Origin of the sequence: Dyella sp. (assembly GCF_035486915.1) — a bacterium.
Taxonomy (GTDB): Bacteria; Pseudomonadota; Gammaproteobacteria; order Xanthomonadales; family Rhodanobacteraceae; genus Dyella_B.
Genome location: NZ_DATHMR010000191.1, coordinates 1 through 15,474 on the forward strand (window position 1 = coordinate 1; position 15,474 = coordinate 15,474).

Consider the following 15,474-nt stretch of genomic DNA (forward strand, 5'->3'; position numbering starts at 1 on the left):
CTCTGATGCAATCGGCGGCGTGATCCAGATCTTTACGCGTCACGGCCAGCCCAATGGCGGCATCGCGCCCTCGATAAGCGTCACCGGCGGCAGCCACGGCTACATCAATAGCCAAGCTGGCGTGTCCGGCGGCGACTCGCATCTTTGGTACAACGCGAGCCTGGGCGGCGAATACACCAGCGGTATTGCTTCGTGTCGCACGGGTGCGGCGGAGTTGGGCGTGGCGTGTTTCGTCGACGATCCGCGCAACGATGCGTACCGCAACTGGAACGGCTTCGCCAACTTCGGCTATCGCTGGGATAACGGCACAGAACTGGTGTTCGACTGGCTGCGCAGCAAGAGCAACGTCGAATACGCCGGCTCGCCTTTCAGCGGCGATGACGCGATCGAAGAACAGTACGTCGCCGGCACGCGTCTCACCTTCACGCCGGTAGATATCTGGAAAGTGACGCTGAGCGCCGGTCAGAGCCGCGACGATGACAGCACGTTCTACCAGGGCGCGTATTTCGGCGAGTATTTCCCGCGCATGGGTACTGGCTACTTCGATTCGCGCCGCAACCAGGCGTCGTGGCAGAACGACATCACGTTGGCACCGGGCCAGTTGCTGACCGTGGGTACGGATTACGAGCAGGAACACATCTTCAGCGACACCGCGTACGAGCAGACTACACGTGGCGACGCCGGTACGTTCGCGCAGTACCAGGGCATGTTCGGCCAGAACGAAATTCAGTTGTCGGCGCGCCACGACCACAACGATCAGTTCGGCAATCACAACACCGGCGATGCCTTGTGGGGTTATCACTTCGATCAGGGTTTGGTGCTGTCGGCCAGCTATGGCACAGCGTTCCATGCACCGACGTTCGACGATCTGTATTACCCCGCGTTCGGCGGTGTGCCCACGTCCAATTCCGATCTGAAGCCGGAAACCTCGCACAGCGGCGAAATCGGCCTGACGCAGCAGCTGGATAACTGGAACTGGGGCCTTAATGCGTATCAAACGCGCATCAGCAACCTGATCGAGTTGAACAGCGAATTCGTACCGGAAAACGTCAGCCGCGCGCTGATTCGCGGCGTCGAAGGCCAGCTCGGCTTCAACGTGGACGATTGGCGCGTACAGAGTTACCTGACGTGGCTGCAGCCCAAGGACGATGGCAACGACGGCGACGACGGAAAAATCCTCCCGCGCCGCGCCAGGCAGACGGCGCGCGTGGATGTGGATCGCAGCTTCGGCAAGTTCGGCGTGGGCGCCACGTTCTTCGCCGCCGACGCGCGTTATGACGACGCCGCGAACGTGTACCGCATGGGCGGCTACGCCACCACGGACCTGCGCGCCAGCTACAACTTCGCACCCGATTGGCGCGTGGAAGCGCGCCTGGCAAACGTTTTCGATAAGAACTACGAAACGGCGTACTACTACAACCAGCTCGGCCGGACCTGGTACCTCACGCTGCGCTTCACGCCGACGATTCATTGAGATAAAACAATGTCGCCACGGACGGCGACATAGCTGCATAGGCAGCGAATTCACGTTCATGCCTTTCGGCATGGCCGGACTTAAGGCACATTCGCAGGGCCCGCTCCCTGAGGCATAAAGTGCTTATGAACATGCCCTTTTCTCCTGCGCCGACGCATGCGCTGTACGCGCGTGCGTGGCTTTCGTTCGCCTGACGCCTCTATGCTGGGGATCCGGTGAACATTTTTGCACCCATCATTCGTCGACCGATCGGCACGTCACTGCTGGCGATCGGTTTGACCATTGCCGGCTTTTGCGCCTATCTGCTGCTGGGCGTGGCGGCGCTGCCTTCGCTGGATTTCCCCGGACTTGTCGTCATCGCGCAATACCCCGGCGCGGATGCGCAGACGATGGCCGCGACGGTCGTTGCACCGCTGGAGCGTCAGCTGGGGCGCATTCCCGATATCCAGGAAATGGACTCGGACACGAATGCGGGCGGTACGCAAATTCGCATCCTGTTCAATTTCGGGCGCAGCGCAGATAAGGCTGCGCGTGATGTGCAGGCCGCCATCAATGCGGCTCAGCCGGATCTGCCGACGAACATGCAGCCGCCGCAATATTTCAAGTTCGATACGGCATCGATTCCGATTTTGCTGATTTCGTTGACGTCGACGGGCATGCCGCCCGACAAACTCTACGATCTTACCGACACTTTGTTGATGCCCGCGGTTGCGCAGATTCCCGGTGTCGCGCAGGTGCAGGTGTTTGGCGGCACGCCACACGCGGTACGCGTGACGATCAACAACGCGGCGCTCACTGCCAAAGGCCTCACGGCCAATGACATTGCCAACACATTGCGCGCGGCGAACGTCACCTCGCCACAAGGCATTCTCAGCAATGGCATGACGCAGATGACCGTCACCGCCAACGATGCGTTGCACAGTCCGCAAGACTTCGGGTCGCTGGTAATCGCCAATCAGAAAGGCATACCCGTGCGCCTGTCGGATGTCGCAGCCGTTACGAGCGGCGAACAGGATAAATATCAGGCCGCGTGGTTCAACGGCCAGCGCGCGGTGTCGATGCAAATCAGCAAGCGGCCCGAGGCGAACTCCGTGGAGGTCGTGCAGGAGATTCGCAACCGCCTTCCCGCGCTGCGTAATCTCGTACCGGCGGACGTGCAGATCACGCCGATATTCGATCTCACTCAATCCACCAAGTCGGCATTGCGTGAAGTCGAGATCGCGCTGTTGCTCAGCATCATGATGGTCGCGCTGGTGATGCTGGTGTTTCTGCGGCGCGTGCGGCCCACCGTCATCGCCATGTTCAGCGTGCCGCTGTCGCTGGCGGGTGCGTTCGTGGTGATGTTTGCGTTGGGATTCACGCTCAACACCTTGTCGTTGATCGCGTTGGTGCTATGCGTGGGTTTCGTCGTCGACGATGCCATCGTGGTGATCGAAAACATCGTACGGCATATGGAACACGGCACGGAACCGCTCGAAGCCGCGCTGATTGGCGTGCGCGAGATCGGCTTTACGGTCATTTCCATTACCGTTTCGCTGGTTGCCGTTTTCGCTCCGATGGTATTTGGCAACAACACGCTAGTGATGTTGATGCGCGAATTCTCGGTGACGCTGATTTCGACCATCGTGATTTCAGCGCTCGTATCGCTGACGCTTACCCCGGCGCTGTGCGGCCGCTATCTGCTGGAAGAAAAACCCGGAGAGCGCCGGCCCGGCAGGATCGAAGCGTTCTTCGAGCGCTTCGACCGCTCATTGCTGTGCATCTACGAACGCGGCCTGGATTGGGCAATGCATCACCGCCGCATCATGCGCTGGCAGCCGTTGATTCTTTTGCTGCTGACCGTGGGACTAGCCATGGCTGTCGCAAAAACCGCCGGCGGCGCGATCATGCCGAAGGAAGACACCGGCATGTTGATCCTGCAGATGACGGCAGATGCGAATATCTCACCGTCCCTGATGGCTACGCGCACCCAAGCCGTCGCAAACATCATGCAGGCCGACCAGGATGTCGTGGACGTCACCACCATTCTGGGCGGCAACAACAATAACGGTGCCGTGGGCAATCAATCTACACTCTTCGTCGATCTCAAGCCGCTCGGCAAAGGCCCGGGCGAAAGGCCGGATGCGCTGGACAAAGTGATCGATCGCCTCGACAAGCAATACAAAAAACTGCCCGATGTGCAGATAACGATGCACGGCCTGCAGTTTCTTGGCGGCCCGAGCAACAAAGGCGGTGGCGATTATGCATTCGATCTGGACAGCACTACCGGCGCGCCACTGCAAGAGGCAACGCTGCGTCTGGCGCAAGTGATGCGCAAGATGAAGCAGTTCAACAACGTCACCACCAGCTACGACAGCATCGGCAAGCAACAATTGCTGGAAGTCGATCGCAATGCGGCATCGCGACTGCAAGTTGGGATGGGACAGATCGATCAGGCACTGGTCGACGCGTTCGGCCAGAATCCGGTGTCGCTCATCTATTCGGATATCAACCAATATCGCGTGGTGCTTTCAGCCAGCAATGCCGATTCGCTGAGTCCAGATACGCTTTTGAACACCTACGTGCGAAGCGCGCAAAACAAGATGATTCCCTTGTCGGCGATGGCACACATCAAACCCTTTATCACGCCGATCGATGTTCAGCATTTCAATCAGACGGAATCGTCCACCATCAGTTACAACCTTTCCGATGGCATCACGCAGGCCGATGGCCTGAAGCTGGTCGATCAGGCGATGTTTGCGGCGCAATTGCCCCCGGGCGTGACCAAACGCTACACCGGCGACAATCAGCGTTTGATCGAAGCATTGGAAAACGCGCTGATTGTTTTCGCGGCGGTGATTCTTGTGATGTACATCGTGCTGGGCATTCTGTACGAGAGCCTCATCCATCCGTTGACCATTCTCTCCACGCTGCCCGCCGCAGGTATGGGTGCGTTCCTCGCCATGCTGATCATGCATACGCAGCTGACCACCATGTCGGTCATCGCAGTGTTGATGCTGATCGGTATCGTGAAGAAGAACGCGATCTTGATGGTCGACTTTGCGCTGGTAGCCGAACGCGAACGCGATTTGCCGCCACCCGAAGCCATCCGCGAGGCAGCGATGGTGCGTTTTCGCCCGATCACGATGACAACGCTGGTGGCGATGGGTGCCGCGCTGCCACTGGCGATCGGTTTCGGTATCGGTTCGGAGATGCGCCAGCCGCTGGGTATCGCCATTCTGGGCGGCTTATTCGTTTCTCAGCTGCTGACCCTGCTCAGCACGCCGGCGATTTACCTGTGGCAGCATGATCGCCGCGTACGCAAGGCAATGCGTAAGCAGCGCCGGGCGGAGAGGCGTTTACGCAAGCTTGGGGGGCAGATCCCCGCTGCGGACTGAGGCCGGTCACCGTATCGGTCTATTGTTGAGGGGTAATCGCGCAGGCTGGGAACTAAATCGCCTGCGTGTGGACCATGGCACGGACACCTGTCTTTCGGCATGGCCGGACTTCAGGCACATTTGCAGAGTTGCCCAGGAGGGTATGAAACCGTTATGGATGTAACTCTGTTCCGTGGCCGCCCCAACGAGGGCCGGCTCCTCGATCGATTGCGCGCGCCCCGTGTGGAAAGGCGCGCCGTCGCATGAATATTTTCGCACCGATCATTCGCCGACCGGCGGGCACGTCGCTGCTCGCCATCGGCGTGCTTATTGCCGGCATCTGCGCTTACGTCGAGCTTGGGCTGGCCGCCTTTCCGTCACTGCAATTTCCGGGCATCGCCGTTGCGGCGCAGATGTCCGGTGCCAGCGCGGAGACCATGGCCACCACGGTCACTGCTCCGCTGGAGCGCCAGCTCGGCCGCATCCCCGGTGTCGAGGAAATCGACTCCGATACGAGCGAGGGCGCGACGCAGATCATCATTCAGTTCGACATGGGCACGAACGTCGACCGGGCGGCGCGTGACGTGCAAGCGGCGATCAATGCCGCCATGCCCCAGCTGCCGCAGCAGATGGCGTCGTCGCCGCCACAGTATTTCAAGTTCGATACCTCGCAGATTCCGGTGCTGCTGCTCGAAGTGACCTCCACCAGCATGGCGCCGGACAAGCTTTACGATCTGGCCGACAGCTACATGAAGCCGCTGGTTTCGCAGATCGACGGGGTCGCGCAGGTACAGGTGCAGGGCGGTGCGCCGCATGCCGTGCGCGTGTCGCTCAACAGCGCTGCGCTGACGGCTAAGGGCCTGGTCGCCAACGACGTGGCGAACGTCTTGCGCGCCGCCAACGTCACCTCACCGCAAGGCGTGCTGTCGGACGGCGTAAGCCAGATGACCGTCACCGCCAACGACTCGCTGAGAACCGCCAGCGATTTCGCGTCGCTGGTCATCGCCAATCAAAAAGGCATACCGGTTCATCTCTCCGATGTCGCCACAGTCGAAAACGGCCAGCAGGATATCTATCAGGCGGCATGGTTCAACACCCAGCATGCGGTCGGGCTGAACATCAACAAGCGTCCCGAAGCCAATGCGGCGGCGCTCGTGAAGCAAATCAAGGATTCCATACCGCTGTTGAAGTCGACGCTACCGGCGGACGTGCAGATCACACCGATTTTCGATCTCACCGCGTCGACAACCTCGGCGCTGCACGAAGTCGAACTGGCACTCCTCCTTAGCATCGTGATGGTCGCGCTGGTGATGCTCGTGTTTCTGCGCCGCGCGCGACCGACCGTGATTGCCATGATGAGCGTACCGCTGTCGCTAGCGGGCGCGTTCGTCGTGATGTGGGGCTTCGGTTTCACGCTGAATATGTTGTCGCTTATCGCGCTGGTCTTGTGCATCGGTTTCGTCGTCGACGATGCCATCGTGGTGATCGAGAATATCTTTCGCCATATGGAACAGGGCACCGAACCGTTGGAAGCCGCGTTGATAGGCGTGCGCGAGATCGGCTTCACCGTCATTTCCATCACGCTTTCGCTGATCGCTGTGTTCGCACCGTTGCTGTTTGGCCACAGTGGCCTGGTGATGGTGATGCGCGAGTTTTCGGTCACGCTGATTTCCACCATCATCATTTCCGCGGTGGTATCGCTCACGCTTACGCCTGCGCTGTGCGGTCGCTACCTCACGCGCGAGCAACCTGGGCAGCACGTACCGGGGCGTCTGGAGCAAATGGCGGAACGTTTCGATCGCTGGATGCTGGCGATTTACGAAAAAGGCCTGAATTGGTCCATGCGCCATCGCCGCATCATGCGCTGGCAACCTATCCTGCTGCTGGTGTTGACGGTCGTCTTGGCCGTGGCGGTCGTGAAGACCGCTGGCGGCGGCTTTATGCCCAAGAGCGATTCGGGCATTGCACAAGCCTTCCTGGTCGCCGACGCGAATATCTCACCCGAACTGCTGACCAAGCGCACGCAGACCGTCTACACGACGATCCTGGCCGATCCGGCGGTGCAGGACGTCGCCAGCGTGCTCGGCGGCAACAACAATGGTGGCGGTGTCGGCAATCAGGCTTCGTTTTTCATCGATCTCAAACCGATGGGCAAAGGGCCGAACGATCGCCATGATTCGTCGGACAAGGTCGCTGCGCGTCTGAGCGAGAAGTTCAAGAAGCTGACCGATGCCGACGTGTCGGTAACGAGCCTGCAGTTGTTCGGCAACAACGGCGGCGCCTTCGGCGGCGCCAAAGGCCAATACGCCTTCAACCTCACCAGCAACAATGGCGATCCGCTGCAGGAACCCACGCTGCGCCTGGCGCGTGAAATGCGCAAAATGAAGCAGTTCCGCGATGTATCGACCAGCTTCGACAGTATCGGCAAGCAGCAGATGATCGAGGTGGACCGCAACGCCGCTTCGCGCATGCAGGTGAACATGGGCCAGGTCGATCAGGTGCTGTTCGATGCATTCGGTCAGACGCCGGTGTCAGTCATCTATTCGGACGTCAACCAGTATCAGGTCATCCTGGTCGCCGATAACGCCGATTCGCTGCGGCCGGAAACATTGTTGAATCTCTACGTGCGCAGCACGCTGAACAAAATGGTGCCGCTGTCGGCCATCGCGCATATCAAACCCTATATCGCGCCGATCGACGTGCAGCACTACAAGCAGCTCGAAGCGGCATCGATCAATTACAACCTTGCCGATGGCGTAACGCAGACCGACGGGCTCAAGCTCATCGATGTCGCCATGCTCAACGCGCAGGTTCCATCCGGCATCGCCAAGCAGTTCACGGGCGACAATCAGCGGCTGCAAGAAGGTGGCGTCAATTCGCTGCTGTTGCTGGTCGCGGTAATCATGGCGATGTACATCGTGTTGGGCATTCTCTATGAAAGCCTGGTCCATCCGTTGACGATTCTTTCCACGCTCCCTGCCGCGGGCATGGGTGCGTTCCTGGCGATGCTGGTGACGCAAACGCAGCTCACCACCATGTCGGTGATCGCGGTGCTGATGCTGATCGGCATCGTGAAAAAGAACGCCATCCTGATGGTGGACTTTGCGTTGGTCGCCGAGCGCGAACACGGGCGCAGCGCGCCCGAAGCGATTCGCGAAGCCGCACTGGTGCGTTTCCGCCCGATCACCATGACCACGCTGGTGGCGATGGGCGCGGCGCTGCCGCTGGCGATCGGATTCGGCATCGGTTCGGAGATGCGCAAGCCGTTGGGCATCGCCATTCTCGGCGGTTTGCTCGTGTCGCAATTGCTGACGCTGCTCAGCACGCCGGCGATTTATCTATGGCAGCACGATCGCCGCGAGCGCAAAGCTGCACGCAGGGCACGTCGTGCAGAGAAACGACGCTTGCGCGAATTGGGCCGTCAGATACCTGCTACGGAATAAGTCTCTGTCGTTCTTGAGAACGTCATCCTGGCGCAAGCCAGGATGACGTTTTTATACCGATCCACAACAGCCAAGAGCGAAAACCATACGCAATCGTTCGCGCATCCATAACAGATGCACATGCCTTCCGGCATGGACGGACTAAAGGCACATTTGCCGACACGCTCGCACGCGTATGAAGTGTTATGGGAGTGGCCCTTCACTATTGCATGGCGTGCAGCGCGCGAGGTCGCCGCCCACTTCGCCTTCTGAGGATTGATGTGAATCTGGCAGTGAGCGCATGAATATTTTCGAGCCCGTCATCCGTCGCCCTGCCGCCACGTCGTTACTGGCGATCGGGCTGATAATCGCCGGCTTCTGCGCGTACCTGGTACTGGGCCTGGCTGCGTTTCCTTCCATGCAGTTTCCGGCCGTCACCGTACAAGCATTACTTCCCGGAGCGGATGCGCAAACGGTGGCAGCCACGGTGACGGCACCGCTGGAACGCCAGTTCGGCCGCATTCCCGGTATCCAGCAAATGACCTCCGACGCCAATCCCGGCGGCACGCAGATCCAGATTCTTTTCGACACATCGCGCAGCGCCGATGATGCGGCGCGCGACGTCGAAGCGGCGATCAATGCGGCGATACCCGATCTGCCCGCAGTGATGGCGCTGTCGCCGCCGCAATTGTTCAAGGCCGACACCACGCAGATTCCGGTGCTGCTGATGGCCATGACCTCCACCAGCATGGCGCCGGACAAACTTTACGATCTGGCCGACACGCTGATGCGTCCGGCGATAGCGCAAATTCCTGGCGTTGCGCAGGCACAGCTGATCGGTGGCACGCCGCATGCCGTGCGTGTATCGCTCAACAGCAGTGCACTGACGGCTAAAGGACTTACCGCCAACGACGTGGCCAATGTGTTGCGTGCTGCCAACGTCAACTCACCGCAGGGCATTCTCAGCGATGGCGTGACACAGATGACCGTGAGCGCCAACGATGGTTTGATCAGAGCGCGCGACTTCGCTTCGCTGGTAATTGCCAATCAGAAGGGCATACCGGTGCGGCTCTCCGACGTCGCAACCGTGGCCGATGGCCAACAGGATGCTTATCAGGCGGCGTGGTTCAACAACCAACATGCCGTGATTTTGCAGGTGATGAAGCGCCCGGAAGCCAACGCCGTGCAGCTGGCGCAGAACATCCGCGATACGGTACCGAGGCTGGAAGCGCTGGTGCCCGCCGATGTGCAGATCACGCCGATCTTCGATCTTACCGATTCCACCAAGTCGACGCTGCGCGAAGTGGAAGTGGCGCTGATGCTTAGTGTTTTGATGGTCGCAGCGGTGATGCTGGTTTTCCTGCGCCGTGTACGCCCGACCGTGATCGCCATGCTGAGCGTACCGTTGTCGCTGGCCGGCGCCTTCGTGCTGATGTATGCGCTTGGCTTCACCCTCAACATGTTGTCGCTGATTGCGCTGGTGTTGTGTATCGGCTTCGTGGTCGACGATGCCATCGTGGTGATCGAGAACATCTTTCGCCATATGGAGCAAGGCACCGATCCGCTGCAGGCATCGCTTATCGGTGTGCGCGAGATCGGCTTTACGGTGATCTCCATCACCCTCTCGCTGATCGCAGTGTTTGCGCCGATGGTGTTCGGGCATAACGCGATGGTGATGCTGATGCGTGAATTCTCGGTCACGCTGATTGCGACCATCGTGATTTCCGCGTTGGTTTCCCTCACGCTTACGCCTGCGCTATGCGGTATCTATTTGGTGCGGGAGGAGTCCCGCGCACAACCGGGCAAACTGGAGCGGGCAGTGGAGCGCTTCGACCGAAGCCTGCTGCGCATCTATTCCGCCGGACTGGACTGGGCCATGCGCCATCGGCGCATCATGCGCTGGCAACCGCTGCTGCTATTGATCCTGACGGTGGTGCTGGCCATGGCCGTAGCCAAGACAGCCGGCGGCACGCTGATGCCCGAAGGCGATACCGGCAAGATCGAAGCGGATCTGGTCGCGGACGCCAACATCTCGCCGGATCTGCTGGCCCAGCGCACACAGGCACTCGAGCACGCGATGTTGGCCGATCCGGCCGTGCTCGATGTCACCTCCTTTCTCGGCGGCAACAACACCAACGGCGCCGTCGCCAACGAAGCGACGTATTTCATCGACCTCAAACCACGCGGCGATGGTCCGGGCCAACGCCCGGACCCGGCGGACAAAGTTATTGCACGATTGAAGAAGCAGTACGAGAAGCTGACCGACGTGCAGATCACGCTTACCAGTATCGGCTTTTTTACTAGCAGTACCGGCAACAAGGCCAAGGGCAAATACGCTTTCGACCTGACCAGCACTACGAGCCAGGCGTTGCAGGAACCCACTCTGAAACTTGCGCAAGTGATGCGCACGATGAAGCAGTTCCACGATGTAAGCACCAGCTTCGACAGCATTGGCAAGCAGCAGCGTCTGGAAATCGATCGCAATGCCGCTTCGCGACTGCAAGTGGGTATGGGCCAGATCGATCAGCTGCTCGCAGATGCCTTCGGCCAGACGCCGGTGTCGGTGATCTACTCCGATCTCAACCAATACCAAGTGATCCTGATCGCAGACAACGCCGGTTCATTGAGCCCGCAAACACTCTTGAACATGTATGTGCGCAACAGCCAGAACAAGATGGTGCCGCTTTCGGCGATGGCGCATATCCGACCCTTTATCGAGCCGATCGACATCCAGCATTACAACCAGCTCGAATCGGCGACCATCAACTACAACCTCGCTGACGACATCACGCAGGCCGATGGCTTGAAGCTCATCGATCAGGCGATGTTCGCTGCGCAATTACCGCCAGGCGTCATGAAGAAATTCACTGGCGACAACCAGAAGCTCGTGGATGCGGCCACCAATGCGGCGGTGATCTTTATCGCGGTCATCCTCGCGATGTACATCGTGCTCGGCATTCTCTACGAGAGTCTGATCCATCCGCTGACCATTCTTTCCACCCTGCCGGCGGCGGGCATGGGTGCGTTCCTGGCCATGCTGATCACGCACACGCAGCTGTCTACCATGTCGGTGATCGCCGTGCTGATGCTGATCGGCATCGTAAAGAAGAACGCCATTTTGATGGTGGACTTCGCCCTGGTCGCCGAACGCGAACATGGCCGCACGCCGCCGGAAGCCATTCGTGAAGCAGCACTCGTTCGTTTTCGCCCGATTACCATGACGACGCTAGTCGCGATGGGGGCTGCATTACCTCTGGCGATCGGTTTTGGCATCGGTTCGGAGATGCGTCAGCCGTTAGGTATCGCCATTCTCGGCGGTCTGTTTGTTTCGCAACTACTGACGCTGCTCAGCACACCGGCGATCTATCTATGGCAGCACGACCGACGTGAGCGCAAAGCCATGCGCAAGGCACGGCGTGCAGAGAAACGTCGCTTGCGGCAACTGGGCAAGCCGATGGCGGTGCCGGAAGTGGGCGGGACGGGTTGAGAACGGGCCACTCTTTAAGACGCGTGGCTGCTGCCCCCGCGGTCGCAACAGCCACGGCTGAGGTCGCACCGTGGCTTGTCTGCGGGTGGCTTATTCAGAGCATCTTCTCGCCATAGTAAAGTCGATAGAACCATGCCCACACCGTCTCGATCTGCTTTTGAATGCGTGGCGGCACCGCATGCGGCGCAGGCGTTGCAATGCGCGTGGCTTGCCGGTGCGGATATTTCATCCGGTAGTGGCTGTCGCTTTCCTGCATCCCCATCGTGAGCTGCTCCGGATCGATCTCGAGCGGCGCCAATCCCAGCCATGCGTACAAATGCGACATGCACCTCACTGGCTGCGCGACCAGATCTTCGAAGCGCACGAAGTACAACCTCTGTTTCGCGGCATCAGGTAAATCCAGCACCGCCTGCAGCGCGATCAGCGGTGCGCCGATCACGCGATCTTTCGCAAACAGCATGTCCGCGCGGCCGAAGCGGTCGTAGTCGGCCAGATGATCGATAAAGTCCACCAGGATCGTGCGCTGGTGTTGCGCCTCGATCGAACCGTAAATCTGCCCCAGCTCGCGCAGGCAGACGATCAATTTGGCTTCCGGCTCGATATGCAGAAGCAGTTCGAACGCATGCAGCCATGCGCGGTTCTTGTCGATGACCACTTGGTGCGCGCCACTGTCGTGATACCAGCCATGCAGGAAGCCGCGCATCGCCGATGCAAGATGCGCGTAGCTGGTGTCGAATGACGAATCCAGCTGCGACAGGAAAAACTGATCGTCACTGATCATCCGCCGGATGCCGAGCAGCGTATTGCACAGCGGCGAGCTGTGCCCTTCGCAATGAATCTCCGGATGCTGCGCGAGCAGTTGGCATAGCAAAGTAGAGCCTGCGCGCGGCAGGCCGGTAACGCCAACGAAGGTGGGTGTTGCCACGTCAGAACCCCTTGCTGAGCTGCACCCATGCACGCGTGGACGGACGCCTGCCCGCCAGTTCCGGCGTGCTGCCTACCGGCTGACCCACCTGCACCTGAGCCAGCCATTGATCGGGTCCGGCCCAGTTCAGTCCAAGACCCACGCTGCTCAGTGTGGCATGGTTGCTGCCGGTGTCACCGGCCCAGCTTTGCGGATTGATCCACAGGCCACCCTGATCGGCAAACACACTGCCTTGCCATGCTCCACCCGGCAGAGCCAGATCATGGCGCAGCTCCACGGTGGCCAGATAGCCGGAGGCGCCTGCCAGTGTGCTTACTTCGTAGCCGCGTACGCTCTGCATGCCGCCGAGCAGGAACTGCTCCGAGGAGTCCAAGTTGCGGTGGCTGTATTGGCCACTGAGGCCCACGTATAGGCGGGTTGTCGCGGTGATCGTTTGCAGGCGGCTCACACTGCCATCCCAATGCAGCTCATGCCCCTGCGTATCGGCCGTCACCGCATCACTGGCTTGCGCTGCCGCATTGTCAAAGCCCAGTTGCCCGCGCGTCACCGACAGTTGCGCCTGCGTCACGCCGCCTCCCTCCCAACTATCGCGATGATCGAAGGTGGTGCTCGCCGTCCAGTCCCATGTGTGTCGGTCATCGTGCACATCGGTGGCGCCGGTGTCGTCTTCCAAGTGGCGATTGTCCACCTCCAGCCGCGCACTGACATTCGTCGTGGGGCTGCGCACGATGGACTGCGACAACCACGCGCTGCCCTCTGTCGCATGACCACGGGCATCCAGGTCCGACAGGTGTTCCCCCAATTGATAAGACAACGCCGAGTACGCCACCCCGAACCGGGTACCCGCGCCATTGAGTGCGAAGTCATAGGCAATGTGGCCGTAATGCATGTGCTCGTCGGAGGCTAACAGCCCCACACTTAGCTGGTCGCCGAGGCCAGTCAAGTTGTTCACTGCTACGTTGCCGCCCAGACGGATGAGGCCGGTGTAACGATCGCCCCCATCGTCCAGCGTGAGGTTACCGGTCACAGGCGATAGCGCCTGGGCGTCGACGCTGAGATCGCTGGTACCCGGCGCGCTTCCGGGGCCTAGCGCCGCGTGCGATTGCACTCCGGGCAAGTCGTTGAGCAACAGCAGCTGACGATCGAGTGCCTGCTGCGTCACCGGCTGGCCACTCTGCAACGGGCTGAGCGTTGCGTTGAGAAGGCTCGTCTGGACGCGACTGTGGTTGGTCACCTGCACTTGGTCGTAACGCGCTTCGATGATGTTGAACTGCACCACACCGTCACTCAAATCCTGCGTCGGCACGCTGGCGCGCGACAGCGGATAACCGTGGGCGCGATAGTAGTCGGTGATGCGGTGCGCCAGAGCCGTCAGCGACGTGAGCGTCTGCGTGCGGCCTTCACCATCGGCGACCAGTGCGTGCAGCGTGTTCGTGTCGAAGATGGTATTGCCGCGAAGGACAATCTGCTTCACCGCAAACGGTGTGTTGTCGGTGACGTGTGCGGCGACCGGCGACTGGATCTGCAGTCCCGGCTCATGCGGAGGCAACGGTGATTGGGGAGGCTGTGCCTGCTGCAGTAGCTGACCACTGGTGGGTGGCGCCTGCTGCGCGAACGCGGGGGCGGCCAGCATGGCCAGGGCGAGGGACGACAAACGCAACACGGAAGATCGGGTCACAGGCAAGCATCCGAGAAGTGAGGTGAGTAGATGGCGTGGTTCGTTAGGGCAAGCGCACACCGCCGCCGATCACACGCACATCCGGCGTGTAGAGATCCGATACACCGGCCGACAGGGAGGATCGAGGCGGTATCGTGATTTCCTCGTCCTGCGTGGTCGCCGTCGACGGCAACGCCGCGGTCGACGCCAGCAGCCCCCCCGGCGGCAGCGCAGTCGCGGTTGGCGCCAGCTGACCTAACTGCTGCTGCGCAAACGCCACGCCGGGCAACGCTGCCTCGCCGCGAAGCAGCACCGTGAGCGCCTGCGCATTGCCGGCGGCCTGCACGAATACGTAATCCCCATCGTTCGCGGCCAGACCACTACCGTCGACGGCGTATTGCCCAGCCATGCTTTGCGTCGTGGCCGGCGTTGTGAATGCCAGCGTGCCGGTGGTGGCACTGGTTAGCGTATCGCTGCCCTGCAAGCCAGTGACCGTACCAGTGAGCGGAGGAATCGATTGGCCGACATATGTATGCGCCGGTGTCGCCACATAGGTCAGCGTGGCTGGCGATATCGCGAGCGTGCCGCTGTCGTAGGTGATGGCGTAGTTGCCGGACGCGAGGCCACCGGGCGTTAGCGTGTAGTTGCCAACATTCAGGGCACCTTGTGAACTACCGCCATAGGTCAGCGTACCGCCGAGCACCGCCGCCGTCTGTCCATCGACGAAGCCGTGATAGGTCGCGCCGTTGCCACCGCTGTATGCCTGTGCGTTGTAAATGATGCTGGCGTTGTTGGCCGTGATGGTAAGAGGGGCCGGAGTAATCGTGCCGATGGGGGCGGTGGCGGTGCTGTTGCTCAATAGGTAATTGTTGGCTCCACTGCCACTGATTACCAACCCGCTCGCTTGTACGTTGATGCCGCTGCCGGCATTGGCGGTGGCATAAACGCCGGACGTAGGATCGTTGAGGCTCACCACATCGCTGCCGATCACGCCGGTCAACGTGTAGTTGCCCGACGTGAGCGTTGCCGCCGTAGTGCCGTCGTACACCTTGCTCGTCGTGCCAATGAGGCTGGCCGTCAACGTGGCCGGGCTCACCGTCAGCAAGCCATTGTCGTAATTGATCGTGTAATTGCTCGAGCTCAGCCCTGAAGG

The 15,474-nt window shown here is 60.4% G+C and carries 7 protein-coding genes; 4 read left to right on the forward strand and 3 right to left on the reverse strand.

The genetic code is table 11. From position 1 onward, the window contains the following. The 4 genes from VK725_RS15595 to VK725_RS15610 all read left to right on the forward strand — a co-directional run. Nucleotides 1-1,474: TonB-dependent receptor domain-containing protein (locus VK725_RS15595; protein ID WP_325318976.1), on the forward strand; the 1,474-nt coding region annotated here is incomplete at its 5' end. Between the two features lie 215 nt (nt 1,475-1,689). Continuing rightward, nucleotides 1,690-4,851, forward strand: coding sequence for an efflux RND transporter permease subunit (locus VK725_RS15600; protein WP_325318977.1), 3,162 nt, complete (start codon nt 1,690-1,692; stop codon nt 4,849-4,851). Nucleotides 4,852-5,093: 242 nt separating this feature from the next. Continuing rightward, the gene (locus VK725_RS15605; RefSeq protein WP_325318978.1) at nt 5,094-8,273 is read left to right on the forward strand and encodes an efflux RND transporter permease subunit; all 3,180 of its coding nucleotides are present in this window, start codon (nt 5,094-5,096) and stop codon (nt 8,271-8,273) included. 280 nt (nt 8,274-8,553) lie between these two features. Further along, entirely contained in the window at nt 8,554-11,739 is a 3,186-nt protein-coding gene (locus tag VK725_RS15610) for an efflux RND transporter permease subunit (RefSeq protein ID WP_325318979.1), read from the forward strand. A gap of 94 nt (nt 11,740-11,833) precedes the next feature. Here VK725_RS15610 and VK725_RS15615 read toward each other — a convergent pair whose 3' ends face one another. From VK725_RS15615 to VK725_RS15625, 3 genes are all read right to left on the reverse strand, one after another. Next, complete coding sequence (locus tag VK725_RS15615; RefSeq protein ID WP_325318980.1) at nt 11,834-12,664, reverse strand: sulfotransferase; 831 nt, start codon at nt 12,662-12,664, stop codon at nt 11,834-11,836. A gap of 1 nt (nt 12,665) precedes the next feature. Further along, complete coding sequence (locus VK725_RS15620; protein ID WP_325318981.1) at nt 12,666-14,342, reverse strand: ShlB/FhaC/HecB family hemolysin secretion/activation protein; 1,677 nt, start codon at nt 14,340-14,342, stop codon at nt 12,666-12,668. A 43-nt stretch (nt 14,343-14,385) separates the two neighbouring features. Continuing rightward, a partial coding sequence (locus VK725_RS15625) for an MBG domain-containing protein (RefSeq protein ID WP_325318982.1) occupies nt 14,386-15,474 on the reverse strand: 1,089 nt, incomplete at its 5' end.

Bases quoted from the DNA above. Each gene is read 5' to 3' on its own strand.
- VK725_RS15605 (WP_325318978.1), top strand. From the start codon at position 5,094: ATGAATATTTTCGCACCGATCATTCGCCGACCGGCGGGCACGTCGCTG.
- VK725_RS15610 (WP_325318979.1), top strand. From the start codon at position 8,554: ATGAATATTTTCGAGCCCGTCATCCGTCGCCCTGCCGCCACGTCGTTA.